The sequence below is a fragment of the Arthrobacter sp. 92 genome (genome assembly GCF_050260325.1).
Lineage (GTDB): Bacteria > Actinomycetota > Actinomycetes > Actinomycetales > Micrococcaceae > Arthrobacter.
In genome coordinates, this window is record NZ_CP189863.1 from 4628720 (window position 1) to 4652201 (window position 23482).

24 protein-coding genes, 1 tRNA gene and 2 riboswitches are annotated in these 23482 nt (G+C 65.9%); of the genes, 10 read left to right on the top strand and 15 right to left on the bottom strand.

Annotation, left to right across the window (positions count from 1 at the left end):
- The first annotated feature begins 52 nt into the window (after positions 1-52).
- Positions 53-168: riboswitch (SAM riboswitch) on the top strand.
- 34 nt (positions 169-202) lie between these two features.
- From ACP4XC_RS21585 to ACP4XC_RS21595, 3 genes are read left to right on the top strand one after another with little or no spacing between them, the layout of a single operon-like run.
- Complete coding sequence (locus tag ACP4XC_RS21585) at positions 203-505, top strand: DUF1737 domain-containing protein (RefSeq protein WP_427175195.1); 303 nt, start codon at positions 203-205, stop codon at positions 503-505.
- Entirely contained in the window at positions 502-912 is a 411-nt protein-coding gene (locus tag ACP4XC_RS21590; RefSeq protein ID WP_427172783.1) for a rhodanese-like domain-containing protein, read from the top strand. The genes ACP4XC_RS21585 and ACP4XC_RS21590 overlap by 4 nt, the downstream gene beginning before the upstream one ends.
- Positions 913-2121: an O-succinylhomoserine sulfhydrylase gene (locus ACP4XC_RS21595; protein WP_427172784.1), complete on the top strand. Its 1209-nt coding sequence runs from the start codon at positions 913-915 to the stop codon at positions 2119-2121. It begins immediately after the preceding gene.
- Between the two features lie 106 nt (positions 2122-2227).
- Here ACP4XC_RS21595 and ACP4XC_RS21600 read toward each other — a convergent pair whose 3' ends face one another.
- From ACP4XC_RS21600 to ACP4XC_RS21625, 6 genes are all read right to left on the bottom strand, one after another.
- Entirely contained in the window at positions 2228-2557 is a 330-nt protein-coding gene (locus ACP4XC_RS21600) for a hypothetical protein (protein ID WP_427172785.1), read from the bottom strand.
- Between the two features lie 73 nt (positions 2558-2630).
- Positions 2631-3857 carry a glutamate--cysteine ligase 2 gene (locus ACP4XC_RS21605; RefSeq protein WP_427172786.1) on the bottom strand — a complete coding sequence of 409 codons (1227 nt, stop codon included), beginning with the start codon at positions 3855-3857 and terminating at the stop codon, positions 2631-2633.
- 131 nt (positions 3858-3988) lie between these two features.
- Complete coding sequence (locus tag ACP4XC_RS21610) at positions 3989-5512, bottom strand: UDP-N-acetylglucosamine 1-carboxyvinyltransferase (RefSeq protein ID WP_427172787.1); 1524 nt, start codon at positions 5510-5512, stop codon at positions 3989-3991.
- A gap of 96 nt (positions 5513-5608) precedes the next feature.
- The gene (locus tag ACP4XC_RS21615) at positions 5609-6412 is read right to left on the bottom strand and encodes an energy-coupling factor transporter transmembrane component T family protein (RefSeq protein ID WP_427172788.1); all 804 of its coding nucleotides are present in this window, start codon (positions 6410-6412) and stop codon (positions 5609-5611) included.
- Positions 6409-8040, bottom strand: coding sequence for an ABC transporter ATP-binding protein (locus tag ACP4XC_RS21620; RefSeq protein ID WP_427172789.1), 1632 nt, complete (start codon positions 8038-8040; stop codon positions 6409-6411). The genes ACP4XC_RS21615 and ACP4XC_RS21620 overlap by 4 nt, the downstream gene beginning before the upstream one ends.
- Complete coding sequence (locus ACP4XC_RS21625) at positions 8040-8672, bottom strand: ECF transporter S component (RefSeq protein WP_427172790.1); 633 nt, start codon at positions 8670-8672, stop codon at positions 8040-8042. The genes ACP4XC_RS21620 and ACP4XC_RS21625 overlap by 1 nt, the downstream gene beginning before the upstream one ends.
- A 71-nt stretch (positions 8673-8743) precedes the next feature.
- Positions 8744-8887: riboswitch (TPP riboswitch) on the bottom strand.
- A 263-nt stretch (positions 8888-9150) separates the two neighbouring features.
- Here ACP4XC_RS21625 and ACP4XC_RS21630 point away from each other — a divergent pair.
- The gene (locus tag ACP4XC_RS21630) at positions 9151-9414 is read left to right on the top strand and encodes a DUF4235 domain-containing protein (protein ID WP_427172791.1); all 264 of its coding nucleotides are present in this window, start codon (positions 9151-9153) and stop codon (positions 9412-9414) included.
- 9 nt (positions 9415-9423) lie between these two features.
- Here ACP4XC_RS21630 and mnhG read toward each other — a convergent pair whose 3' ends face one another.
- The 6 genes from mnhG to ACP4XC_RS21660 are packed head-to-tail and all read right to left on the bottom strand — an operon-like array spanning position 9424 to position 15834.
- Entirely contained in the window at positions 9424-9816 is a 393-nt protein-coding gene (mnhG, locus tag ACP4XC_RS21635; protein ID WP_427172792.1) for a monovalent cation/H(+) antiporter subunit G, read from the bottom strand.
- Positions 9806-10081, bottom strand: a complete 276-nt coding sequence (locus ACP4XC_RS21640; protein ID WP_427175196.1) for a monovalent cation/H+ antiporter complex subunit F — start codon at positions 10079-10081, stop codon at positions 9806-9808. Before ACP4XC_RS21640 ends, mnhG begins: the two co-directional genes overlap by 11 nt.
- Positions 10081-10626 carry a Na+/H+ antiporter subunit E gene (locus tag ACP4XC_RS21645; protein WP_427172793.1) on the bottom strand — a complete coding sequence of 182 codons (546 nt, stop codon included), beginning with the start codon at positions 10624-10626 and terminating at the stop codon, positions 10081-10083. The genes ACP4XC_RS21640 and ACP4XC_RS21645 overlap by 1 nt, the downstream gene beginning before the upstream one ends.
- The gene (locus ACP4XC_RS21650) at positions 10623-12221 is read right to left on the bottom strand and encodes a Na+/H+ antiporter subunit D (RefSeq protein WP_427172794.1); all 1599 of its coding nucleotides are present in this window, start codon (positions 12219-12221) and stop codon (positions 10623-10625) included. The genes ACP4XC_RS21645 and ACP4XC_RS21650 overlap by 4 nt, the downstream gene beginning before the upstream one ends.
- The gene (locus tag ACP4XC_RS21655) at positions 12218-12796 is read right to left on the bottom strand and encodes a Na(+)/H(+) antiporter subunit C (protein WP_427172795.1); all 579 of its coding nucleotides are present in this window, start codon (positions 12794-12796) and stop codon (positions 12218-12220) included. Before ACP4XC_RS21655 ends, ACP4XC_RS21650 begins: the two co-directional genes overlap by 4 nt.
- Positions 12793-15834: a Na+/H+ antiporter subunit A gene (locus ACP4XC_RS21660; RefSeq protein WP_427172796.1), complete on the bottom strand. Its 3042-nt coding sequence runs from the start codon at positions 15832-15834 to the stop codon at positions 12793-12795. The genes ACP4XC_RS21655 and ACP4XC_RS21660 overlap by 4 nt, the downstream gene beginning before the upstream one ends.
- Positions 15835-16037: 203 nt before the next feature.
- Between ACP4XC_RS21660 and ACP4XC_RS21665 the strand changes: the two genes are divergently transcribed.
- Genes ACP4XC_RS21665 through ACP4XC_RS21675 form a run of 3 tightly spaced genes read left to right on the top strand, consistent with a single transcriptional unit; the run spans position 16038 to position 19169 of the window.
- Positions 16038-17441 carry an MFS transporter gene (locus tag ACP4XC_RS21665; protein ID WP_427172797.1) on the top strand — a complete coding sequence of 468 codons (1404 nt, stop codon included), beginning with the start codon at positions 16038-16040 and terminating at the stop codon, positions 17439-17441.
- A gap of 52 nt (positions 17442-17493) precedes the next feature.
- Positions 17494-17976 carry a cation:proton antiporter regulatory subunit gene (locus ACP4XC_RS21670; protein ID WP_427172798.1) on the top strand — a complete coding sequence of 161 codons (483 nt, stop codon included), beginning with the start codon at positions 17494-17496 and terminating at the stop codon, positions 17974-17976.
- A gap of 5 nt (positions 17977-17981) precedes the next feature.
- Positions 17982-19169, top strand: a complete 1188-nt coding sequence (locus tag ACP4XC_RS21675; RefSeq protein WP_427172799.1) for a cation:proton antiporter — start codon at positions 17982-17984, stop codon at positions 19167-19169.
- Between the two features lie 58 nt (positions 19170-19227).
- Here ACP4XC_RS21675 and dcd read toward each other — a convergent pair whose 3' ends face one another.
- Positions 19228-19803: a dCTP deaminase gene (gene dcd / locus ACP4XC_RS21680; RefSeq protein ID WP_427172800.1), complete on the bottom strand. Its 576-nt coding sequence runs from the start codon at positions 19801-19803 to the stop codon at positions 19228-19230.
- A gap of 49 nt (positions 19804-19852) precedes the next feature.
- Positions 19853-20299 (bottom strand): SRPBCC family protein, encoded by a 447-nt coding sequence (locus ACP4XC_RS21685; protein ID WP_427172801.1) that lies wholly within the window; start codon positions 20297-20299, stop codon positions 19853-19855.
- 197 nt (positions 20300-20496) lie between these two features.
- Between ACP4XC_RS21685 and ACP4XC_RS21690 the strand changes: the two genes are divergently transcribed.
- From ACP4XC_RS21690 to ACP4XC_RS21700, 3 genes are all read left to right on the top strand, one after another.
- A tRNA-Gly gene (locus ACP4XC_RS21690) sits at positions 20497-20570 on the top strand.
- Positions 20571-20697: 127 nt separating this feature from the next.
- Entirely contained in the window at positions 20698-20847 is a 150-nt protein-coding gene (locus ACP4XC_RS21695; protein ID WP_427172802.1) for a hypothetical protein, read from the top strand.
- Between the two features lie 11 nt (positions 20848-20858).
- The gene (locus ACP4XC_RS21700) at positions 20859-22007 is read left to right on the top strand and encodes a N(5)-(carboxyethyl)ornithine synthase (protein ID WP_427172803.1); all 1149 of its coding nucleotides are present in this window, start codon (positions 20859-20861) and stop codon (positions 22005-22007) included.
- On the opposite strand, the gene ACP4XC_RS21705 is transcribed toward ACP4XC_RS21700, so the two are convergent.
- The gene (locus ACP4XC_RS21705; RefSeq protein WP_427172804.1) at positions 21940-23373 is read right to left on the bottom strand and encodes an MFS transporter; all 1434 of its coding nucleotides are present in this window, start codon (positions 23371-23373) and stop codon (positions 21940-21942) included. The genes ACP4XC_RS21700 and ACP4XC_RS21705 overlap by 68 nt on opposite strands.
- Positions 23374-23482: the final 109 nt, after the last annotated feature.

Genomic DNA, 23482 nt, shown 5'->3' on the forward strand with positions numbered 1-23482 from the left:
CATGACGACGACGGCGGTGCGGGCCGTCCTTGTAAGTGTTACGTTTTTGGGGAGTAATGAGAACCGGTGCCAAGCCCTGACTGGCCGGTCGGCAACCCTCCCTTTCGCGGCGGGGTGCCTCAGGTGAATACTCGGCATATCGACCCATTCGAGTTGCAAGCGTGAGAGAAGGAGATCTGTTGTGTCTGATGCCCCCGTCAATCTGAGCCCGGCCGTTGAGCCTGCTGCCGGTCAGCAACAACCCGCCCAGGAAAAACTGGCCTATCGCCTCATCACGGGCCCGGACGACCGCACCTTCTGCGAGCGCATCTCCGAGGCGCTGGCCGACGGCTATGTGCTCCACGGAAGCCCGGCCGCCACGTTCAACGGCACCAGCGTGATCGTTGCCCAGGCCGTCATTCTGCCCGCCGCTGTGGCCACCGCGGACGCCGCCGTTGCCACTGCTGTTGACGAGCTGGATTTCGACGGCGAATTCCCGGACGAAGGATTCGAGGGCCACGCGTGAGCTACGCAGGAGACCTCAGCCCTCACGATGCCTGGGCCAAGCTGGAGCAAGGCGCCGTCCTCGTGGACGTCCGCACCGAGGGAGAGTGGGCCCATATCGGGATACCGGACACCAAGGCCACCGACAATGATCCCCTTTTCATCCAGTGGGTCTTCCCGGGCGGCATCCCCAACCCGGATTTCGTCGAGCAGCTGAAACAGCAGGCTCCTGAGGACACCGCCGTCGAACTGGTGTTCCTGTGCCGGTCCGGCGCACGGTCCATCGCGGCGGCGATCGCGGCCACCCAGGCCGGCTACACGGCCTACAACGTCCTGGAAGGCTTCGAAGGCGAACCGGACCGTTACGGCGAGCGCACCGTCAACGGCTGGAAGAACCGCGGCCTGCCCACCAATCTCGGAAAGAACTAAGTGACCTTCAACCCCGACGCCGCCAGCTGGAGCCCCGACACCCAGGCAGTCCGCGGCGGCCTTGACCGCACCAACTTTCAGGAAACGGCCGAGCCGATCTTCCTCAACTCCGGATTTGTCTACGAATCCGCGGCCGCAGCCGAGCGTGCCTTCACCGGCGAGGATGAACGGTTCGTGTATTCGCGCTACGGGAATCCCTCCGTGGCAACGTTCCAGGAACGCCTGCGGCTGCTCGAAGGCACCGAGGCGTGCTTTGCGACGGCGTCGGGCATGTCCGCCGTCTTCACCGCCCTGGGCGCCCTGCTGGCCGCGGGCGACCGCGTGGTGGCGGCCCGCTCGCTGTTTGGTTCCTGCTTTGTGATCCTGAACGAGATCCTGCCCCGCTGGGGCGTGGAGACGGTCTTTGTGGACGGACCGGATCTTGAACAGTGGCGCGAGGCTCTGTCCCGGCCCACCACGGCGGTGTTCTTCGAATCCCCGTCGAACCCGATGCAGGAGATCGTGGACATTGCCGCCGTCAGCGAACTGGCGCACGCCGCCGGTGCCACCGTGGTGGTGGACAACGTTTTCGCCACCCCGCTGCTCCAGCGCTGCGGCGATCTTGGCGCGGACGTGATTGTGTACTCCGGGACCAAGCACATCGACGGCCAGGGCCGGGTCCTGGGCGGGGCCATTCTGGGCACGAAGGAATTCATCGACGGCCCCGTCAAACAGCTGATGCGGCACACCGGCCCGGCGCTGTCCGCATTCAATGCCTGGGTGCTCACCAAAGGCCTGGAAACCATGGCCCTGCGCGTGAACCACTCGTCCGCCTCGGCCCTGCGGCTGGCGGAATGGCTCGAGGAACAGCCCGCGGTCAGCTGGGTGAAGTATCCGCTGCTGAAGTCCCACCCGCAGTACGGACTCGCGGCGGCGCAGATGAAGGCGGGCGGGACCGTCCTGACCCTGGAGCTGTCTCCCTCCGCCGGGCGCTCGGCCAAAGAGGCCGCCTTCGCGCTGCTGGATGCGCTGCGGATCATCGACATCTCCAATAACCTGGGTGACGCGAAGTCACTCATCACCCACCCGGCAACCACAACCCACCGCGCCATGGGCCCGGAGGGCCGCGCGGCCATCGGGTTGAGCGACGGCGTGGTGCGGCTCTCGGTGGGCCTTGAAGACGTGGACGACCTCATCGAAGACCTGCAACAGGCTCTCAAACAGATCTAGGCGGCGGTCCCCCGGGCGGCGGTTCCCCGGGCGACGGGCCCGGGCAACAGCCCCTCAGTGCCTCAGTGCCTCAGTGCCTCAGTGCCTCAGTGCAGGATTTCCCGGATCAGCCCGCGGTGTCGACGTCCCAGTGGACACGGATTGCCTCCGCCACCGGGCCCCCTGTCACGTCCACCCGGAAGGCAACCGGAGCGGTCCCCGTTTCTTCGATGACGGCGTCGCGGTACACCCGGCCGCACGAAGGGCACAGGGTGTAGACGTCCTCGTCGTCAGGCCACGGGGCCAGCCCGGCCGGCACGGGTGACTCGCCGTCAATATGCACGGGTATCCCTTGCGAGTTGGCCTGGATCAGGCCGTCCTTGCTGACGGTGTTCCCGCAGACGCAGGTGATGGTGGTGACATCATGATCCACCACGTCGGCATATTCAGTTTCCATGGCGTGCTCCCGGTCGTTGGACGAAGACGGTACTTCTGGACTGGCTGCCTCCCAGGTCAATCAGGGCGTGGGCTCAGGGCATGCGCACGCGCAGCAACACCGGGGCGGGTTCCTCCGCGGCGTTGGCCTGCGCACACCGCATGCTCACCTCCACCGCGTTCGCCACGACGGCGGCGAGCCCGGCGTCGTCGAACGCGGCCCCGGAGAGGGCAGCGTCCCTGACACGGCGCTGCTGCTGCGAGCCTGTTCCGCGCTCCAGGATCCTGCGGACGCCGCTGCGGGCGAGCTCAAGTTCACCCTGTTCAGAGAGGACAGGGGCAAGATAATCCACCAGCGACTCCACCACCTCCGCGGCGGGGGCAGGCCGGAAAGTGCCGAAGTCCAGCAGCTCGCTGCGGAGCCCGCAGTTACTTGCCTGCCACGCCGCCATCCGCAACAGCACCGTGGGCACCGGCGCCGGATCCACCTCGGCGCGCCATTCCCTGCCCGCCGATTCCACCAGCCCCCGCACCAGTACCGCGATCAGGGCCGCGTCCTCCGCGTTCAGGCAAACGTCCGCCACGCGGACTTCCACGGTGGGGTGGTTCCGTGAAAGCCGCGCGTCGAAATAAATCATGCCCTCGTCCAGCAGCACGCCGCTGTCCAGCAGACGGGTGACCAGGCGCCGATAGGAGGACAGGGTGCCGAACAACGAAGAAGGGCCCGAGGTCGGCCAGCGGTTCCAAGCCTGCGTCCGGTAGCTCTCAAACCCGGTTTCCACGCCGTTCCAGTACGGGGAGTTGGCGCTGAGGGCGGTCAGCACGGCCAGCTTGTCGCGCACGCGGTCCAGCACCGCCACTCCCTCGTCCTGGGACTCGATGAAGGTGTGGACGTGGAAACCACAGGTCAGCTGCTCGTGGACGGTCAGCCCGAACCGTTCCTGCATGGTGGCGTATCGCGGGTTTGGGGTGGTGTGTGTGGTTGACGGCACGGGCGACGTCGCAAGGGCGGCCACCCGGGCGCCGTGTTTCCGCGCCGCCTCGTCCGCCAATGCCCGCCCCTGCCGGATCTGCTGCAACAGCTCGGCGTAGTCCAGGCACGGCTTCGTTTGGGTCTCTATCTGCTCGAGCTTCAGTTCGGCAGTCAGGCCGGAGGCCTCGTGTCGCGTGGTTTGATCGTGGGGATCGGGGATCCGGGGTCTGTCCGGGGCGTCGTCCGCGGCGAGCTTCCGTCCAGTTAACAAGGCGTCCGCCAGCGCCAGCGGCTCCCCGCTCACGGGGTCCACGATCAGCAGCTCTTCCTCAACCCCGAAAGTTCGCATGCATACATTCTGCCCCTTGCGCTGCGTGTTAGACAGGCATCGTAACGCAAGTACACGGAGCTACAGGGGGCCACTGGCGCCCCCTCAGACACGCCGCCCGGGGTAAGGGATCCTTGGTGCCGTCAGACGATTCAGTCTTGGAAATACTCGATTTTCGCGCCGATGGTGTTGAGACGCTCGGCCAGATCCTCGTACCCGCGCTCGATCACATAGATGTTGCGCAGCTCGGATACCCCGCGGGCGGCGAGCATGGCCAGCAGGAGGCAGGCCGCCGGGCGCAGTGCCGGCGGGCAACCCACCTCGGCCGCACGCCATTTGGTGGGTCCGTTGACATAGATGCGGTGCGGGTCCAGCAGTTGGACCTGGGCGCCCAGCTTGTTCAGCTCGGTCAGGTAGATGGCCCGGTTCTCGTAGACCCAGTCGTGGATCATCGTCTGGCCGTGAGCGTTGCCGGCAATGACCGCGAAGAACGGCAGGTTGTCGATGTTCAGGCCCGGGAACGGCATGGGGTGGATCTTGTCCTCGGGGGCGCGGAGCTCGGAGGGCTTGGTGGTGACGTCCACCAGCCGGGTGCGGCCGTTCCGGGCGAAATACTCCCCGGAGATCTCCAGCGCCTGGCCCATCTGTGCCAGGGTGGCCAGCTCGATCTCCATGAACTCGATGGGCACGCGGCGGATGGTGACCTCCGAGTGGGTGACGATGCCCGCGGTGATCAGGCTCATCGCTTCGATCGGGTCCTCGGACGGGAAGTATTCGATGTCCACGTCGATGGACGGGCGCCCGGTGATCTTCAGCGTGGTGGTGCCCACCCCGTCGATCTCCACGCCCAGCCGCTGGAGGTAGAAGCAGAGATCCTGCACCATGTAGTTGGGGCTGGCATTGCGGATGACCGTGGTGCCCGGCCGGTGGGCGGCCGCCATGATGGCGTTTTCAGTAACGGTATCGCCCCGCTCGCTGAGCACAAACGTGCGGTCGTTGCCGTCCGACGGCGGCGCCTGCACCGCATAGAAGCCGGACTTCGCCTCGACGGACAGCCCGAACTGGCGAAGCGCCTGCATGTGCGGCTGCACCGTGCGGGTGCCCAGGTCGCAGCCGCCAGCATACGGAAGGCGGTACTCGGCCGACTCGTCCAGGAGGGGGCCCAGCAGCATGATCACGCTGCGGGTCCGGCGGGCTGCCTCCACGTCCATGGCATCAAGGTCCAGGACGGCCGGGCGGCGGATCTGCAGATCGTTGGCGTTGAGCCATGTGCATTCGACGCCGATGCTGGTCAGCACCTCCACGATCCGGTTCACTTCCTCGATCCGCGCAAGCCGGCGCAGCGTGGTGGTGCCGCGGTTGATGAGGCTTGCGCACAGCAGGGCCACCCCGGCGTTTTTGCTCGTATTCACGTCCACGGAACCGGAGAGTGTCCGGCCGCCCTCCACCCGCAGGTGAGTCATGGCAGGGCGGCCCACCTTGACGATGGTCCGGCCCACGATGGTCTCCAGCCGCTGAATCATCTTGAGGCTGAGGTTCTGTTTGCCTTGTTCCATTCGGGCAATGGCGCTTTGGCTGGTGCCCAGCTCGGCCGCCAGTTGGCCCTGGGTCCAGCCCTTCTCCCCCCGGGCATCGCGGAGCAGCACGCCTACGTGTTCAGCAGTCTCTTGAGTCATCCGAGAAAAATATCATGGGTGAGCTATTCCGCCCGGACGGAAGCGCCGAATTGCCGCCAACGTCACAGAATATTCATCCTGTGCGATAAATGCCTGCTACTGCCGCACCAGAAAGACCAGATTCCAGGTGCCCGCCCCGGCGGCGGCACTGTAGGCGGCGGATGCAATCGCCAGTCCGCCAAGCACCACCCAGAGGTCGAGGCGGCTGTACGTTGACTCCCGCGCCCAGGTGCGCCGGGCACCTCCAAAACCTCTCGCCTCCATGGTGACGGCGAGCCGGGAAGCGCGCCGGATCGCCTGGACCATCAGCCCGAAGCTCTGCCCGAGGGTGGCGCGGATCCGCTGGAACGGGTTGCCGCGCGAACCCACTCCGCGGGCGCGGCGGGCCATGCCGATGGTTTGCCATTCCTCAGCCATGAGTCCCACCAGCCGCATGGCGGCGAGCGTTCCCAAGACAAAGCGGTGCGGCAGTTTCGCCTTCTGGGCGAGCGCATCGGCCAGGTCTGTGGGGTCCGTACAACTCATGAGCAGGACGGCGGGCAAGGCGATCGCCAGGCCGCGGAGGAGGAATCCCACCCCAAGCTCAAGGGAACCGGAGCTGATGGACCAAATGCCGACGTCGAGCAGTATTCTTCCCCTGTCCGGCGCCAGGATGGCGGTGCTCCAGCCACCCAAGGCCGCGGCGAGGATCAAAGGCCAACCGCGCTGCCACAGCAACTGCACGGTCAGCCCGGCCAGCGGAAAAAGCAGCAGTTCACCGGCGAGCGCCACCGACGCCGACACCCAGTCGATCGACAGCGCCAGCACCAGGGTGATCAGCACGACGGCGGCGAACTTGGCCAGCGGGTTGGCGCGCGTGAGGAGGGCGCTGTTGCCCCGCAGGGTCAGGGCCTCCCTCACAGCGGACTCACCCCCGGATTCGTGAGCTCGGGTGCGCCGCGCTCCGGGGAGCCCAGTTTCAGCTCGGTGCCGCCGAGCACGGCGGTGAACTCCTGGTCGTGGGTGACGGAAACCACGGCGGTGCCGCCGTCCAGGAGCTCCGAGAGGAAGGATGCCAGTTCCGCCCAGGTGTTGGCGTCCTGGCCGAAGGTGGGTTCGTCCAGGACCAGCACCTGCGGGTGCGCCGCGAGGACCGTGGCCACCGAAAGCCGGCGTTTCTCGCCGCCGGAAAGTGTGTAGGGGTTGGCGTCCACCAGGGAGGCCAGCCGGAGCCGCTCCAGCAGTTCGTCCACGCGCTCCTCGCCGTGGCCCAGGTGCCGGGGTCCGAACATCAGCTCGTCCAGGACCCTGCCGGTGACGAACTGGTGTTCGGGCTCCTGGAACACCGTGCCGATCCGCGAGATCAGCTGTTCGGCCCGCCACTTGTAGGGATCGATGCCCGCACCCGTGCTGAGATCCACCGTGGCGGACACCTTGCCCGCCACCGGCTCAAGCAGTCCGGCGAGGGTCAGTGCGAACGTGGATTTTCCCGAACCGTTCGGCCCGGTGATGGTCAGCGCGTGGCCGGCGCGGACCTGGGCTGCTATGCCGGACTGGACCGGCGAGGGCGGGACTGTGGTGAAACCGCGGCGGCGGGGCCTTTCCCGGGAGACGGCCAACTGCTCCGTTGCAAGCAGCAGCGCACCGGCGTCGGGCTCCCCGCCGGTGCCGGACCGCTGGGTGCCGGACCCCTGACCGCCGGCGTCCGCGCCTGAGCGGCCACGGGTGGCCGGCACGTACCCGGGCACCCAGACTCCGGCGGCGGTGAGCATATCCCTGGCCTGTTCCAGCACCTGGTCGGGACTGCCGTCGATCAGCACCGCGGGGTCCGTGGAGGATCCCGGCTGCAGGACCACGATCCGGTCCACGAGGTCCTTCCACACGCCCACCCGGTGTTCCACCACCACCAGTGTGGCCCCGGCCTTGTCCAGGCAGCGGCCCACGGCGTCACGGACCTCCAGGACACCGACGGGGTCGAGATTGGCGGTGGGCTCGTCGAGCAGGATCAGTCCGGGGCGCATCGCCAGGATTCCCGCGAGCGCCAGGCGCTGCTTCTGGCCGCCCGAAAGGGCCGACGTCGGGTGGTCCAGCGAAAGGTGGGCAAGCCCGACGTCGTCGAGTGCTTCATGCACGCGCTTCCAGATTTCCTCGCGGGGCACGGAGAGGTTTTCCGCGCCGAAGGCCACGTCGTCGCCCAGGCGTGAGAGCACCACCTGGGTTTCGGGATCCTGCTGCATTAGCCCGGCGCGGCCGCGCTGGGCGCGAGGGGGCGCCCCATCGATCAGGAGGCTGCCGGTTTCGTCCGCATCCTCCGGGTCCCCGCCGGCCGCCCCGTGGGAGCCGGCGGCACTGTCCCCGAGGACCCCAGCCAGGGCGTGCAGGAGCGTGGACTTGCCCGCCCCCGAGGGGCCCAGCAGCAGCACCCGTTCGCCCGGACGGATGTCCAGGTCAAGGGCGCGGACAGCAGGACGGGGCCGGCCGGCGTGGCGCCAGCCCCAACCGCGTGCCGCGACTGCTGCCGGGCGGACACCGGCGTCGTGGGAGCTCATCAGGAGAAGACGGGCTCCGTTGCTGCCTTGCGGGAAGCGAAGGAGCTCAGCACGCCGGTCCTGGCGAGGCCACGGGTGGCAACCCATGAGACGGCACCGGCAATAACGGCGCCGGAGATGGCGCAGAACACGATGTAGGCGAGCTTGTCACCGGCTTCGTAGGCAATATTCCAGCCCCAGGGCATGAAGGAGTCGTTGAGGCCGCAGAAGAGGCCGGCGCCTGCGCCAGCCAGCAGGGAAACCGGCAGGTTGAACCGCTTGTAAATGAACGCCGCGAACACCAGTTCGGCGCCCAGGCCCTGCAGAACGCCGGAGATCAGCACCGTGGTGCCGTACTGCGAGCCCATGATCAGCTCGCCCGTGGCGGCCACGGTTTCGCAGAACAGCGCGGCGCCGGGCTTACGGACAATGAGCATGCCCAGGATGGCCGGAATCATCCAGCCGCCGGCGTAGAGCCCTGTCAGCGGCGGGTAAAGCGCGTTGACAGGCGTGGAGATCACGTTGGCGCCCTGGTCCCAGGCCCAGAAAATGACGCCGCCGGCCACGGCGGCGAGGGCGGCCACCACAATGTCCACCACCCGCCAGTTGTATTTGCTGCCGGTCAGCGTCTGCTTTGCAGAAATGTCAGTCATGTCTTCCTCCTGAAGTACAGGAGGGGAGAGTGTTCCCCGGCTTTGTCGCGGCGTTGCCGCCTGCTACCGGACACTCTGAGAACTCGACTCCCTTGCGCCGGTACTAGCCGGATCAGGTTCGAGGGTCTGCGGCTGTCCGCACTCTCAGCGCCCATCCACGGTTTCCTTGGATTGCTCCAGTGATGCCCGACGGCGGCGCTCCCCTGTCGTATCAAATCGCCCTTATGGGCGGTGCTCAGTTTACACCTGAATGACCTGTGATTCCCGGGCCGGCAGTCACAATCCGGCGGCGGTTTTCCTGGGCTTCGGTTCGGATGCTGCTGCAGCCATGGCATCAAACGACGTGGCCGAGCCAGGTGCTGCCAGAGCCCTTGGTCCCGCTCCAGGCGCCAACTGGTGGTCGAGGCGTTGGCGGGAATCCTCTCACGGATGCCGTTAGGCTAGGGAAAGCCCTGTTCCCCTCACAAGGAGTTCCTGTATGAACATCTTCATCAAGCTGCTTGGCACCGGAGTCAGCCTCCTGGCAGGCTTCGCCGGCACAAAGCTCGTGGACACCATCTGGGAAAAGAGCACCGGCAAGAAGCCCCCGAAGGGCGGCAAGGACGATGTTCCCACCACGCTCCGCTCCGCCCTGACGTTCGCCCTGATCTCGGCATCGGTCAGCGCGGTCATCCAGGTGCTCGCCAACCGCGGCACCCAGCGGGCCATCACCCGCTTCGCCAAGACCCAGGACATCGTCTAACCCGCAGGGTCAGGCCTCATCCTCGAGGCCCTGCTTATCTGCTGCCCGCTGCACCACGGCCTCCAGCTCATCGGTGGTGAGCAGTTCCTTGTGCAGGTGCTTGGTGCGGTAGCCCGCGCGGCCCACCATGTGAGCGGACACGGGTACGGTGAGCAGCTGGAAGATCCACGCCAGCAGAAGCACGGGCCATACCCACCAGGACCGCAGTTGAAGGCCCACCGCGGCCAGCAGCAGGAACAACCCCAGCACCTGCGGTTTGGTGGCCGCGTGCATCCGGCTCATGAGGTCCGGGAAGCGCAGCAGCCCGATGGCCGCGCCCAGGGACAGCACCGCGCCGCCCACCATAAAGACGGCCGAAACCGCATCAATCAGCCAGTCCATGCTCACTGCCTCAGGATTCATTGGGGTGGTCCCGCCTGTCCGCAACGAACCGCGCAACCGTCACCGAGCCGATGAAGCCGATGATGGACAGCGCCACCAGCAGCATCAGGTTGTTCAGGTGCCTGTTCACCGCCATGTCGATGCAGAGCGCCGCGCCGATGATGGCCAGCAGGACATCGGAGGCGAGGACGCGGTCCAGCAGCGATGGTCCGATGGCGATCCGCACAATTGCACCGGCCGCAGCCAGGGACAGGATTACGGCCGTTATGGCCAGGACAAGCTGCATCACGCGCCTGCTTCCTCCTTCAGTGCCAGAAGTTCTTCCTTGCTGCCCATAACCCTGATCAGCCCGGCCTCGGTGTCGCGGACCTCCTTGCGGAGCGCCACCACGTCCTCGGCGTTCCGCACGTTCAGCCCATGGATGTACAGCGTGGAGGTGGAGCGGTCCACTTCCACCACGAGCGAACCCGGGATCAGCGAGATCACGTGGCCGGTGGCCGTTACCATCAGGTCCGAGTGGCTTCTGAGCTGAACGGCAACGACGGCGTTGTTCACCTTGGGTCCGCGGACCACCGCCAGGTAAAACACCTGGAAGCTGGCCGCCACCACCTTGGTCAGGAAAAGCAGGGCGAACGGCACGGCATGCACGATGCTGAAGCGGCCGCCCAGCTCCACCGGCGGAAGATAGAAGAGCCTGGCCACCACGATCGCAATGAGGGCGCCGAAGAGCGCGTTGCCGGGGCTGAAGTCCTGCCAGAGCGCGCACCAGACGATCACCAGCCACACGAGCAGGGGCAGCTCCTGCCGGAGGGAGACGCGTCGCCGGCTCATTTCTGCCCCTGCGCCAGGGGCGGCACGGCCGCGTCTTCGCCCAGCACTGCCTGAATGTAGGACGACCGGTTCAGCATGTCCTGGGCGGACTGGTCCGCCACCTTGAACAGCGGGCCCGCAAAGACGGTCAAGGCGATCCCGAAAAGCACCAGCCCCAGGGTGGAGCCCACCATGGTCCGCGGCAAGAGCACCACGTTGTGCCTCCCGGCCCGGCTTCCGGTATCGGAGTTCTCCGGCGCGGCCAGCAGGACCGGGTCGGGGTGGTCGGCATCCTCGGGTTTGCGCCAGAACGCGCGGTTCCATACGCGGGCAACGGCCAGCAGGGTGAGCAGGCTGGTGAGGACGCCTCCGGTCACCAGCGCATACGCCAACGGGGTCCCCAGCTGGACGCCGGCCTGCAGCAGTCCGAGTTTCCCGAGGAAGCCGGACAGCGGTGGGATGCCCGCGAGGTTCATGGCGGGGATGAAGAACAGAAGGGCCAGCATCGGGGACAGTTTGGCCAGGCCGGCCACGCGGTCGATCGACGAGCTTCCGCCGCGGCGCTCGATTAGTCCAGTGACCAGGAAGAGGCTCGTCTGGATAGTAATGTGATGGACCACGTAGAACACCGCGGCGCCCAGCCCGGCCACGGAGGACATGGCCAGGCCGAACACCATGTACCCGATGTGGCTCACCAGGGTGAAGGACAGCAGACGTTTGATATCGCTCTGCGCCAAGGCACCCAAAATACCCACCACCATGGTCAGCAGAGCCGCCACCATTAGCGGATTGTTGAGCGTATCTCCCGGGAAGAGCAGGGTCTCGGTCCGGACCATCGCATAGACGCCCACCTTGGTCAGCAAGCCCGCGAACACGGCCGTCACGGGAGCCGGGGCCGTGGGATAGGAGTCTGGAAGCCAGAAGGAAAGCGGGAAGACGGCCGCCTTGATGCCGAAGGCAACCAGCAGCATGACGTGCAGCAGCGTGCGGGTCCCCTGGTCCAGGTCCGCGAGCTTGATGGCGAGGTCGGCCATATTGATGGTGCCCGTGGCGCCGTAGATCATGGCGATGGCAATCAGGAACAGCACGGAGGAAACCACCGAGACCACGGCGTAGGTGATGCCGGCGCGGATACGCGGCCCGGTTCCGCCCAGGGTCATCAGGACGTAGCTCGCGGTCAGGAGGATCTCAAACCCGACATAGAGGTTGAACAGGTCCCCGGAGAGGAAAGCATTGGACACCCCCGCCACCAGGATCAGGTAGGTGGGGTGGAAGATCGAGACCGGCGCGTCGCGGTCGCCGTCGGCCATGCCCTGTCCGGTGGCGTACACCAGCACTGCAAGGCTGATGGCGGAGGAGACCACCAGCATCAGGGAGGAGAACTGATCCACCACCAGGACGATGCCCCAGGGCGGCAGCCAGCCGCCGATGCTGACGGCCGCGGTTCCGCCTTCCCAGACGGAGGCCAGCAAAAGGCACTCGAGCAGCAGCGTGAGGCTCAGCACGAGGATGCTGACCGCGCGCTGAGCCTTCGAGTACCGGATCAGCACAAACGTCAGCGCGGCCCCCAGGATGGGAAGCACCACGGCGAGCGGTGCCAGGCTTGCGATGTTCACTTGGTGCCTCCTTCCGGCCCGGGTGCCACGTTCTGGGAACCAGGCTGTTCCTCGGCGGCCGCGTCCCTAACGGCAATTTCGCCGCCTCCCGCGGGGATCGTTTCAAGAATGTCCGCGGCTGCCGCGTTGGAGACTGCACTGCCGTCGGAGCCAATCATGGTGAGCGGGAACTCGGAAGTCTCCACGGGAATTTCGGCGTCGTCCTCAGCGTCGAAGCTGGGGGTTTCGGCAACGCGGCGGTCCTCAATGTCATCCTGGATTTCATCCTGGCGGGCCAGCACCCAGGCGCGGTAGATGATTCCGAGCATAAAGGCGGTGACGGCGAACGAGATCACGATTGAGGTGAGGATCAGTGCTTGCGGGAGGGGATCGCTGTAGGCCTCCGGCGCGGTGTCCTTCCTGAACATGGGAGCCACGCCGGCATAACCTCCCGTGGCCAGGATCAGCAGGTTGGTGGCGTTGGCCAGCAACATCAGGCCCAGGAGCACCCGGGTGAGGCTGCGTTCCAGGATCAGGTAAATGCCGCAGGCATAGAGCGCACCCATCACCGTCAGCAACGTCAGATTGACGTTCATGCTTTCCCCTTTGCGGTGGTTTCGGCGGGAATACCACCCGGTTCCTGGTCCTCGCCCGGTCCACCGGGATGCTCTTCGAAATGCTCGTCGATTTCGGCACCAAGGCTGCGCAGCACGTCCAGCACCAGGCCGATCACCACGATGTAGACTCCGATGTCGAAGATGGTGGACGTGACGAACTTGACGTCGCCAAAGACCGGCAGCCACAGTTCGATGACGGCGCTCTGGAAGACCTGTCCGCCGAGCAGTAGCGGCATCACGCCGGAGACTGCGGCCGTGGCCAGGCCTATGCCCAGGAGCGTGCCGGCGCCCACAGGTGTGGCTTCCCTCAGCTCGAAGCGGCCGCCCGCCAGGTACCGCAGGGTCAGGGCAAGTCCAGCCGTGAGGCCGCCCGCGAATCCGCCCCCGGGAAGGTTGTGCCCGGCCAGCAGCAGGTAGATGGAGAAGACAATCATCGAGTGGAACACCAGCCGCGTAACCACTTCGAAGATGATGGACCGTCGCTCCGGGGCCATGGTCCGTCCCGCCACCAGCCATGCGTCGCGCGTCGCCGCGGCGAATTTCCGGCTCAATGCCAGCGCGGCGCCGTCACGGGAACTCTGGTCAGCAACCGTGCGCCGTCCCACCGTGCCCTCCACAACCGTGGCGGGGGTGCGGACGCTGTCGCCGCGGCTGCGCACGAAGATCAGGCTTGCCACGCCGGTGGCCGCCAGGGCCAGGACGGAGATCTCACCGAACGTGTCCCACGCCCGGATGTCCACCAGGGTCACATTGACGATGTTCAGGCCCCCGCCGCCTTCGTAGGCGAGCTGCGGGAACTGCAACGAGACCGGCAGGGCGGTGCGCGCGCCCATGGCGTAGATAGCCACAAAGATCATGGTGGCGCCGAAGGCCAGGCCGATGATGACCCGGACCACCCGGTACTTGCCGCCGGTGCGGTCCCGGAGCTCGGCCGGCAGGCTCCGCATTGCCAGCACAAATGCCACGAGGATGATGGTTTCAACCAGCATCTGCGTCAGGGCCAGGTCCGGTGCCCCCTGCAGCGCAAACATCAGCGCAATACCGTAGCCGGTCACGGAAACCATCAGCACCGCGAGGAACCGTTTGTTGGCGCGCACCGCCGCCAGGGCCCCGATCACGATGCCGGCGCCGGCCACGACTTGCAACGGGGAATGCGGATCGATGAAGTACAGGCCCTCGGGCAACGGCTTGTTGGCGGCGATAAGTGCCGTGAGGGGAAGCACGAACGCCATCGTCAGGATGACGGCAAGGTAGAAGAAGAGGGAACCACGCTGGGTCCGGCCCGTAATCCAGACGGCGGTGTCGTCCAAGGCGCCGATGGTCATCTGGTAGGCCCGGTCGCCGTCGATCCAGCCGGGCACCAGGGCCTGCAACCGCGCCACGAGGTCGCGGCCATAAAACATCGCCAGGCCCAACGCGAAAGTCAGGGCCGTGAGTCCAAGCGCCGGCGTGAAACCGTGCCAGAGCGCAAGGTGGCCGGCCCCGGCGGCCGCGGCACCGGCGTCGTGCGCGAACTGCGCCGCATACGGCTGGATCCATCCGTCCACGGAAGCGGGCCAGAGGCCGTAGATGATGGTGAGCAGGCTCAGGACGGCCGGGGCAGCCAGGAAAGACGGCTTGATGGCCTTGAACGGGGTGGCGGTGACGCCACGCTTTGTTGCAAACGCTCCCCACATAAAACGGGCGCTGTAGGCAAAGGTGAGGACCGATCCCAACACCAGGCCAACCAGGATCATCAAGACCCAGGGGACGGGCTGCGCGCCGTCCCCCGGGGCGGGGCCGTAATGCAGAAAAGCTTCGAACACCGATTCCTTCGCCACGAACCCGGCCATCGGCGGGATGCCCGCCATGGAGGCGGCGCCTATTGCCGCCACTATGGCGAGTGCGCGCGAGGACTTGTACACGCCGGAGAGCTTGCGGAGGTCGCGGGTCCCTGACTGGTGGTCGATGATGCCCACCACGAGGAACAGCGTGGCTTTGAAGAGCCCGTGGGCCAGGAGAAGCGCGAGTCCGGCCAGTGCGGCGTCCGGTGTGCCGAGGCCCACCACCATGGTCAGGAAGCCGAGCTGGCTGACCGTGCCGTAGGCCAGAATGAGTTTAATATCTGTCTGGCGGAGCGCCCGGTAGCCGCCCACCAGCATGGTGGCCAGACCCAGCCCCAGCACCATGGGCAGCCAGTACGCGGTCTCCGCGAAACCCGGCGCCAGCCGGGCCACCAGGTAGACGCCGGCTTTCACCATGGCCGCGGCGTGGAGGTAGGCGCTGACGGGGGTGGGGGCCGCCATGGCTCCCGGCAGCCAGAAGTGGAACGGGATGAGCGCGGATTTCGTGACGGCGCCGACAAGGATCAGGACGACGGCGGCGCCCACGGCCCCGGCCGCCGGGCCGGTGGACAGTGCCGGGGCCTGTTCCAGGATGGCCGACATCCGGTAAGTGCCGGCGCTGAACCCGAGGATGACCAGACCCACCAGCATGGCCAGGCCACCGGCAGTTGTGACCATGAGTGCCTGCAGCGCCGAGCGCCGGGCGGAGAGCCTGGTGCGGGCGTACCCGATCAGCAGATACGACAGGACCGTGGTCAGTTCCCAGAAGATGAACATCAGAAGCAGGTCGTCGGCTGTCACCAGGCCGAACATTGCCCCGGCGAAGGCGAGCAACTGGGCTCCGAATCCGCCCAGGTCGCTGTCCTTGTCCTTGAAGTACCGGGCGCAGTACACCAGAACCAGCGCGCCCACGCCAAGCACCAGCAGGGACATGATCCAGGCGAGCGCATCCATCCGGAAAGCAAGGTCGATCTTAAGGTCAGGGACCCAGGGAACAATCTCCGAGATGAAGCCGGGCTCAGCGGGGGTGGTGCCGGACCCTGCCCGGTAGACGGCGGGGTGCTGAAGAACCAGCCAGATGAACGATCCGGCCGGGACGGCCGCCAGCGCGTAAAACGCATTCCTGCCGAACTTCCGAAAGAGAAGGGGCGCCACAGCAGCCACCGCGAAATGCACGGCAAGGACTGTGATCACTGGTATCTCCGCAACGTCAGGAATTCGATTGTCAAGAGTTGGAGCAGGCGGTCATTCGTCAGGTTCAGTCCAGACAGTTTATCAAGCGGATACAACTACTTTTTGCAGCTGAAAGGCGTGTGGGCGAAGGATCCCCGGGATACCGGCGAGTTTCCACCTTGTGTTCACAAGCCGTTGCGCTACGGGCGGATAGCATTCAGGCTATGAAGCCCGCCACCGCGTCCGCGGCCACGCATCAACCGTCCGACCTGGAGTCCGGGATCCCGGGAACCAGCAGGGGAAGGGTCCTTGCCTGGGCGGCCTGGGACTGGGGGTCCGCGGCCTTCAACGCCGTGATGACCACCTTCGTGTTCACGGTCTACCTGACCTCCAAGGCCTTCGGCGGCGAAGACCAGGCCTCGGCTGTCCTGGGCGGTGCCCTCGCCGTGGGGGGAGCGGCAATCGCCCTGCTGGCGCCGGTGACGGGGCAACGCTCCGACGCCGGCGGCCGACGCAAGCTGTGGCTGGGAGTCAACACAGCCGCCGTCGCCGTTTTGACCGGCCTTTGCTTCTTCGTTTTTCCGCGGCCGGAATTCCTGCTGCTCGGTGTCACCCTGATCGCGCTGGGCAACGTGTTCATTGAATTCGCGGGCGTCAACTACAACGCCATGCTGGTCCAGGTCTCCACACCGAAAAACATCGGCAAGATCAGCGGTTTCGGCTGGGGAATGGGCTACCTCGGCGGCATTGTGGCTCTCCTGATCGTGCTTCAGCTGTTCGTGCAGCCCAGTTTCGACTGGTTCGGCGCCTCCACCCAGGACAGCCTCAACATCCGGCTCGTTGCCGTGTTTTCCGCACTCTGGTTCTTTGTCTTCGCCTTGCCGGTTCTGTTCGCCGTGCCGGAACTCCCCAAGTCCACCACGGCCCCCGGACTGGGTTTCCTTGCGTCCTACCGGCTCCTGGCACGCCGGATCAAGGCGATCTACCGGACCAGCCCGCACACCATCTACTTCCTCCTGGCCAGCGCCATCTTCCGTGATGGACTGGCGGCGGTATTCACCTTTGGCGGGATCATCGCGGCAGGAACGTTCGGGTTCGAACTGAAGGAGGTCATTTTCTTCGCAATCTTCGGAAACGTGGTGGCGGCAACCGGAGCAATGATCGGCGGCCTCCTGGACGACCGCGTCGGCCCTAAACGAGTGATCATCGGCTCGCTGGCCGGGCTCATGGTCGCCGGAACCGCCATCCTCATCCTCGGCAACGGCCGCTACGTCTTCTTCGGGCACGCCTGGCCAGGCACCACCACCTTTTGGGTTTTCGGGCTGTTCCTGTGCCTCTTTGTGGGACCCGCGCAGTCGTCCTCCCGGGCTTATCTTGCCCGTTTGGCCCCGCATGGCGAATCCGGAGAACTCTTCGGGCTGTACGCCACTACGGGCCGCGCTGTCAGTTTCCTGGCGCCGTCGCTCTTCACCCTCTGCATCGCAGTGGCCACTCCGCTGGTGAATCCGGGCGAAGCCCAGCGCTGGGGCATCCTCGGCATCATGGCGGTGCTCCTGGCAGGACTGCTGGTGCTCCTTCCCGTTAAGCCCCCCGGCAAGGTTGAGATTGCCGTGGTTCCCGAGGACTGAACTGGCGCCGCGTCCCCTCCCCCGCCGCCGGTTCGCGGACTAGGCTGGTGCCATGAACGTGGATGAGACGGACCTCCCCGGCCTGGGCCGGCGCAAGGATTTCATGACCGCATCTGGCCGCCGGATCGGAGTCGTGGAATACCGCGAAGGCCAAACCGAGCTAATCGTTTCCACGTGGGACGATCCTGACACGTGCCAGGCGTCCATCCCCCTGACAGCCGATGAAGCCGCCGCCCTGGGCAACCTGCTCGGAGGTCAGCGTCTGGCCATGCAGTTGTCCGAGGAACACCGCGAGATCCCCGGGATTGTCACACGCCAGTTCTCGATCGGCGCCGACTCTCCGTTCCACGACCAGCCGATGGGGAAAGCCTGCATCCGCACCCGCAGCGGCGTCTCCATTGTTGCCATCATGCGGGAGGGCGAGGTGGTGCCCTCGCCCGGCCCGGATTTAGTCCTGCACCCTGGTGATTTGCTGGTGGCGGTGGGAACGCAGGAGGGCCTGGATACGGCGGCCAATATTCTCCGCAACGGATAACGGTCATGGATCCGTTGGCGCTTGCCCTGATTGAGCTGGGGGCCGTCGTCTTTTGCCTCGGCCTGCTGGCAAGGCTCGCCGGGCGGATCGGAATGTCACCCATCCCCTTCTATCTGGTGGGCGGGCTGTTCTTCGGCGCCGGCGGACTGATCAAGCTGGACGGCACGCACGAATTCGCGCACCTCTCCGGAGAGATCGGTGTCATCCTGCTGCTGCTTATGCTCGGATTGGAATATACGGCCGCCGAGCTTGTCACCGGCCTCCGGCGTTCGTGGCAGGCCGGGGTCCTGGACCTTGTGCTGAATTTCCTCCCGGGAGCGGGCCTGGCCGTGATGCTTGGATGGGGACTGGTGGGCGCCATGGTGATGGGTGGGGTCACCTATATATCCTCGTCCGGCATCGCGGCCAAGGTCATCACAGACCTCGGCCGGATCGGTAACCGCGAAACACCGGCGATCCTGTCCATCCTGGTATTCGAAGACCTCGCAATGGCCGTCTACCTGCCCATCCTGACGGCCATGCTGGCGGGGGTCAGCTTCCTGGGCGGATTCCAGACTGTAGGGATCTCGCTGGCCGTGGTCACCCTGGTCCTTATCGTGGCGCTCCGGCACGGACACCACGTGTCCAAGGCCGTGCACAGCGAGAATTCGGAGGTGTTCCTGCTGAACCTTCTCGGTGCCGCGTTGCTGGTGGCGGGCCTGGCCGCGGCGCTGCAGGTATCTGCCGCCGTGGGCGCCTTTATGCTCGGCATCGCCATCTCGGGAGCCACGGCCCACAGCGCCACGCGGATCCTGGAGCCTCTGCGGGACCTCTTTGCCGCGATCTTCTTTGTGGCTTTCGGGCTCAACACCGATCCCACCACCATTCCGCCGGTGCTGGGTTGGGCGCTCGTGCTGGCCGTTGTCACGGGGGCCACCAAAATGATCACCGGCTACTGGGCCGCAAAGCGTGCGGGCATCGGCCGGCCCGGCCGATTCCGTGCCGGCGCGGCGCTGGTGGCGCGCGGCGAGTTTTCGATCGTCATCGCCGGGCTTGCCGTCACCTCAGGGGTGGTCCCACGGGACCTCGCCGCGCTGGCCACTGCTTATGTGCTGATCATGGCGGTGACCGGACCACTGGCGGCGCGCTACATCGAGCCGCTCGTCAAACTGGTGTGGCGACCCGCCAAGGTGCGCCCAGTCCGCGCCGTCTGAAGGTCTGGGCGGACGGCGGGCCGACCAACACGGGCTGCTGGCGCTTCCGGATGCTGCGTCAGATGTCCGTGCGGTGAAAGTTCAAGTGGCTGCGGCTTGCGGTTGGACCACGCTGCCCCTGGTATCGGTTGCCGTATTCGCCCGAGCCGTAAGGGAATTCCGCCGCCGAGCTCAGCCGGAAGAAGCACAGCTGCCCGATCTTCATGCCCGGCCAGAGTTTGATGGGGAGGGTGGCCATGTTGGAGAGCTCCAGTGTGACGTGGCCTGAGAACCCGGGATCAATGAAGCCGGCGGTGGAGTGGGTCAACAGGCCAAGGCGGCCCAGCGAGGACTTTCCCTCCAGCCGGGCGGCAATGTCGTCCGGGAGCGTCACGGTCTCGTAGGTCGAACCCAACACGAATTCGCCCGGGTGCAGGATGAACGGTTCCCCCGGGTCGACTTCGACCAGCCGTGTCAGGTCAGGCTGCTCTTCGGCGGGGTCGATATGCGCGTATTTGTGGTTGTCGAACAGCCGAAAGAACCGGTCGATGCGGACATCCACGGAGGACGGCTGGACCATCACCGGGTCAAAGGGTTCCAGAACAATCCGTTGGGAATCTATTTCGGCACGAATATCGCGGTCAGAGATGAGCACACTCAAAAATACCGCATCCAGTGCTGCCCCGTAGCGCGGCCCAGGACTCCTACCCGGCAGCCGGTTGCCCTTCCAATACCGTCTTCAACCGCTCGAGCTGCGCCACCTCGGCATTCATGGTCCGCTGGACCATGAAGTTCATGAGTGCAGCCAGGCCCTTGGGCTGGTACTCGAGGGCGAAGCGGACTCGCGTGCTGTCCCCCTCGGTGCTGAGGTAATAGCCGCCATGCGGCCGCGCCGGGCCAGCGATCACCTGGAACTGGATCTCGGCTCCGGGACGCAGCTGGGTGATCTGGAAGTCTCCGGCGATCGGGCGGCCGCCGGGCCCGGTCAGAGTCTGCTGATACACGGCGCCCGGCGCCCCCACGGCTCCGGACCGAAGCTCGATGCTGCGGATTCCCTCCCGCCATGAGGGAAGGTGCAGTCCGTCCAGCAGATAGTTGTAGATGCTGATGGCGTCGCGCTTGATGACGACCTCGTACTCTGCAAATGCCACAGGGATCCCTTGATTGGCGGACGGCTTTCGGACGCAGCCCGTTCCCCTGAGACGGCAGCTAACTCGAACAGGATAGTCAGCCGCTGCCGGTGCCGCACCGCCTGATGGCGCGCCTTAATCGAAGAGTTATGCAATGTGCGGCCACGCGTCGCATCTAGGCTAAGCTAGGTTCTGGCCCGGTGAAATGAGGCCAAATTGCGGCTGTAGCTCAATGGTAGAGCGCTAGCTTCCCAAGCTTGATACGCGGGTTCGATTCCCGTCAGCCGCTCCAATTCCTGCTCGTGCGCTACCCCAAACCCGCCGTTCGTCCACAGCGTTGTGCGGGACGCCGTGGTATTAGGCGCCTACCTGTATCGTCAGAAGCCAGGAACCTCTTCGGTTCCGCTACAGGAGCGATCATGGCTGACAAGTCCCCCCGTCAAGCAGCATCCAAGAAATCCGGCAAATCCATCAAGGAAAAGCGCGCAGACAAGAGATCAGCCGCGGCGCCCCCCAGTTCCATGGACAAGGCCACCACCTCCAAGCCGGCGAGCCCCAAAAAGAAGTGACCGCCGCCCCCTTGAACCAACTCACCCTCGGGATCCTGGCTTCCACCCGGAAACCGGACGAGCGCCGCCTCCCCATTCATCCGCTGCATTTCGAGCGGATCGAGCCGGAACTGCGGCAACGAATCATCCTGGAGGAGGGCTACGGCGAGCGGTTTGGCGTGTCAGACGTTCATCTGGCCTCGCTTGTGGGGCGGCTTGCCAGCCGCGGGGAGCTGATCGCCGACGCCGACGTCGTGCTGTTGCCCAAGCCGCAGCCGGAAGACCTGGCTGAGCTGCGGGACGGACAGGTCCTCTGGGGCTGGCCGCACTGCGTCCAGGACCGCGCCATCACCCAGCTGGCCATCGATAAGAAGCTCACGCTGATCGCCTTCGAAGCCATGAACCACTGGGCCAGTGACGGCGGCTTCGGGCTTCACGTCTTCCACAAGAACAACGAGCTGGCCGGCTACTGCTCAGTCCTTCACGCCCTGGCCCTGACCGGTTCCACCGGCGACTACGGCCGGAGGCTTACCGCCGTCGTGATCGGCTTCGGCGCAACCGCCCGCGGAGCCGTCACGGCACTGAACGCCCACGGCATCCACGATGTCCAGGTGCTGACCAACCGCGGCGTGGCCGCGGTTGGCTCACCCATCCACTCTGTGCGGATAGCCCAGTTCGACCATGACGACAAGGCGCCGTTCCTCAGCCAGGTCATCACCGAGCGCGGCAAGGTGCCGCTGGCGCCGTTTCTCGCCGCGAGTGACATCGTGGTCAACTGCACGCTGCAGGACCCCAACGCCCCGCTGACCTACCTGCGGAAAGAGGATCTCTCGGCTTTCCGGCCCGGCAGCCTGATCGTGGACGTTTCCTGCGACGAGGGCATGGGCTTCAGCTGGGCGCGGACCACCACATTCGCGGAACCGATGTTCACTGTGGGTGATCACATCGATTACTACGCGGTGGACCACAGCCCGTCCTATCTTTGGAACTCCGCCACGTGGGAGATCAGTGAGGCCTTGCTGCCGTTCCTCGAAACTGTCATATCGGGGCCGGAGGCGTGGGCGGGCAATGAGACCATCGCCCGCGCGATTGAAATCCGTGACGGCGGCATCCTCAACAAGGATGTGCTGCAGTTCCAGCAACGGGCGCCGGAGTATCCGCACGGCCCTCTGAAGGCGTAACAGGCGAAACCGCTGGCCGCGGCGTCGGGCGCTTGAGGATGCGCAGCAGGTGACGCCGGTCCTTGAAGTCAACCCTGACTCTCAGCTCGCCTCGCCGGGCGAGCACGACGGCGACCGTTGCCGCGGCCAGCGCCGGCACGCCACCGGAGACCAGGAGGGCGCCATGCGGGTCCAGGTGCTCGGCAATCCAGCCGATCATGGGGCCGCCGATGGCCTGCCCGCCGATCAGCACCATGATGTAGAGGCTCATCACACGCCCGCGGATGCCCATGTTCGAGCTGACCTGGACCAGCTGGTTTGAAGCCGTGAGGAACATCAGGCACCAGAACCCGGACAGCACCATGGTGGCCCCGAACCACACCATCGACGGCGTCAATGCGGCCAGGCACAGCATCAGCCCGTACATTCCGGCAGCCAGGACCACGGAACGCAGCCGCAGCTGGCGTCGGCGGGTGGAGGCAATGGCCCCGCCCAGGGCACCCAGCGCAACCAGCGCGTTCAGCAGTCCGTACCCCCCGGCGCCCACGTTGTAGACGTGGTCGGCGAAGGCAGCCAGCACCACGGGCAGGCTCATGGCGAACACAGAGATGAAGCCGGCCATCAGCCACGGCCAGTAGATGGTTGGTTTACCCAGGGCGTAGCGCAGCCCCTCCCGGACCATCCCCTTGCGTTTCGGCGCCGGGGCGGTGATGAAGAGCTGGTCCTTGCGCAGGAGCAGCAGCATGGTCACCGTGGAGCAGCAAGCGAGCGCATTCGCGGCGAACGCCCAGCCGGCGCCCACCGCGGTCAGCAGGATGCCGGCCAGCGCGGGCCCGATCAGGCCTCCGAGCTGGAACGTTGTGGAGTTCACGCTGATGGCGTTGCGAAGATAGGCCGGTCCCACCAGTTCGTTGACGAAGACCTGCCGGGCCGGCTGGTCCAGCACCGTGACGAGCCCCAGCACCAGGGCGATGCCGTAAACGTGCCACACTTCGATGCGCTGGCTCAGGGCCAGCACCGCCAGCGCACCAGCCAGCACGGCGGCCACGGACTGGCAGAGGATCAGGATCTTCCGCTTGGCAAACCGGTCTGCCACCATTCCGCCCCAGGGCCCCAAGACCAGCGACGGCGTGAATTGCAGAGCAACGGTGACCCCGACGGCGGTGACTGACCCGGAGAGCTGGAGTACCAGCCAGTCCTGCGTGATGCGCTGCATCCACAGGGCCACCACGGCCACGAAGTGGCCCATGGCAAAGATCCGGAAATTGGGTACACGGAGGGAAATGAACGTGTGGCGCCAGGGCAGCCGTTCGCTCACGACGGCGATGGGCTGGGTGGCACTGCGGGGTGGGTTGGCGGTGGCCGTGGACGGCGAAGGGGGTGCCACAGGGAATCCTCGGGGTGGGGACGGGCGGGAATACCTCAACGCTATGGTGGCCCCAGTGATCATGGAAGCGTATTGTTCCTATAACTAACATTGCGATTCGCAATCACCG

What these genes read in the sequence shown, in the direction of transcription:
- ACP4XC_RS21600 (WP_427172785.1), bottom strand. Translation starts at nt 2,557, where the DNA reads ATGGAAACTGAATATGCCGACGTGGTGGATCATGATGTCACCACCATC.
- ACP4XC_RS21605 (WP_427172786.1), bottom strand. Translation starts at nt 3,857, where the DNA reads ATGCGAACTTTCGGGGTTGAGGAAGAGCTGCTGATCGTGGACCCCGTG.
- ACP4XC_RS21610 (WP_427172787.1), bottom strand. Translation starts at nt 5,512, where the DNA reads ATGACTCAAGAGACTGCTGAACACGTAGGCGTGCTGCTCCGCGATGCC.
- ACP4XC_RS21620 (WP_427172789.1), bottom strand. Translation starts at nt 8,040, where the DNA reads ATGAGCTCCCACGACGCCGGTGTCCGCCCGGCAGCAGTCGCGGCACGC.
- ACP4XC_RS21625 (WP_427172790.1), bottom strand. Translation starts at nt 8,672, where the DNA reads ATGACTGACATTTCTGCAAAGCAGACGCTGACCGGCAGCAAATACAAC.
- ACP4XC_RS21630 (WP_427172791.1), top strand. Translation starts at nt 9,151, where the DNA reads ATGAACATCTTCATCAAGCTGCTTGGCACCGGAGTCAGCCTCCTGGCA.
- mnhG (WP_427172792.1), bottom strand. Translation starts at nt 9,816, where the DNA reads ATGAATCCTGAGGCAGTGAGCATGGACTGGCTGATTGATGCGGTTTCG.
- ACP4XC_RS21640 (WP_427175196.1), bottom strand. Translation starts at nt 10,081, where the DNA reads ATGCAGCTTGTCCTGGCCATAACGGCCGTAATCCTGTCCCTGGCTGCG.
- ACP4XC_RS21645 (WP_427172793.1), bottom strand. Translation starts at nt 10,626, where the DNA reads ATGAGCCGGCGACGCGTCTCCCTCCGGCAGGAGCTGCCCCTGCTCGTG.
- ACP4XC_RS21655 (WP_427172795.1), bottom strand. Translation starts at nt 12,796, where the DNA reads ATGAACGTCAATCTGACGTTGCTGACGGTGATGGGTGCGCTCTATGCC.
- ACP4XC_RS21665 (WP_427172797.1), top strand. Translation starts at nt 16,038, where the DNA reads ATGAAGCCCGCCACCGCGTCCGCGGCCACGCATCAACCGTCCGACCTG.
- ACP4XC_RS21670 (WP_427172798.1), top strand. Translation starts at nt 17,494, where the DNA reads ATGAACGTGGATGAGACGGACCTCCCCGGCCTGGGCCGGCGCAAGGAT.
- ACP4XC_RS21675 (WP_427172799.1), top strand. Translation starts at nt 17,982, where the DNA reads ATGGATCCGTTGGCGCTTGCCCTGATTGAGCTGGGGGCCGTCGTCTTT.
- ACP4XC_RS21695 (WP_427172802.1), top strand. Translation starts at nt 20,698, where the DNA reads ATGGCTGACAAGTCCCCCCGTCAAGCAGCATCCAAGAAATCCGGCAAA.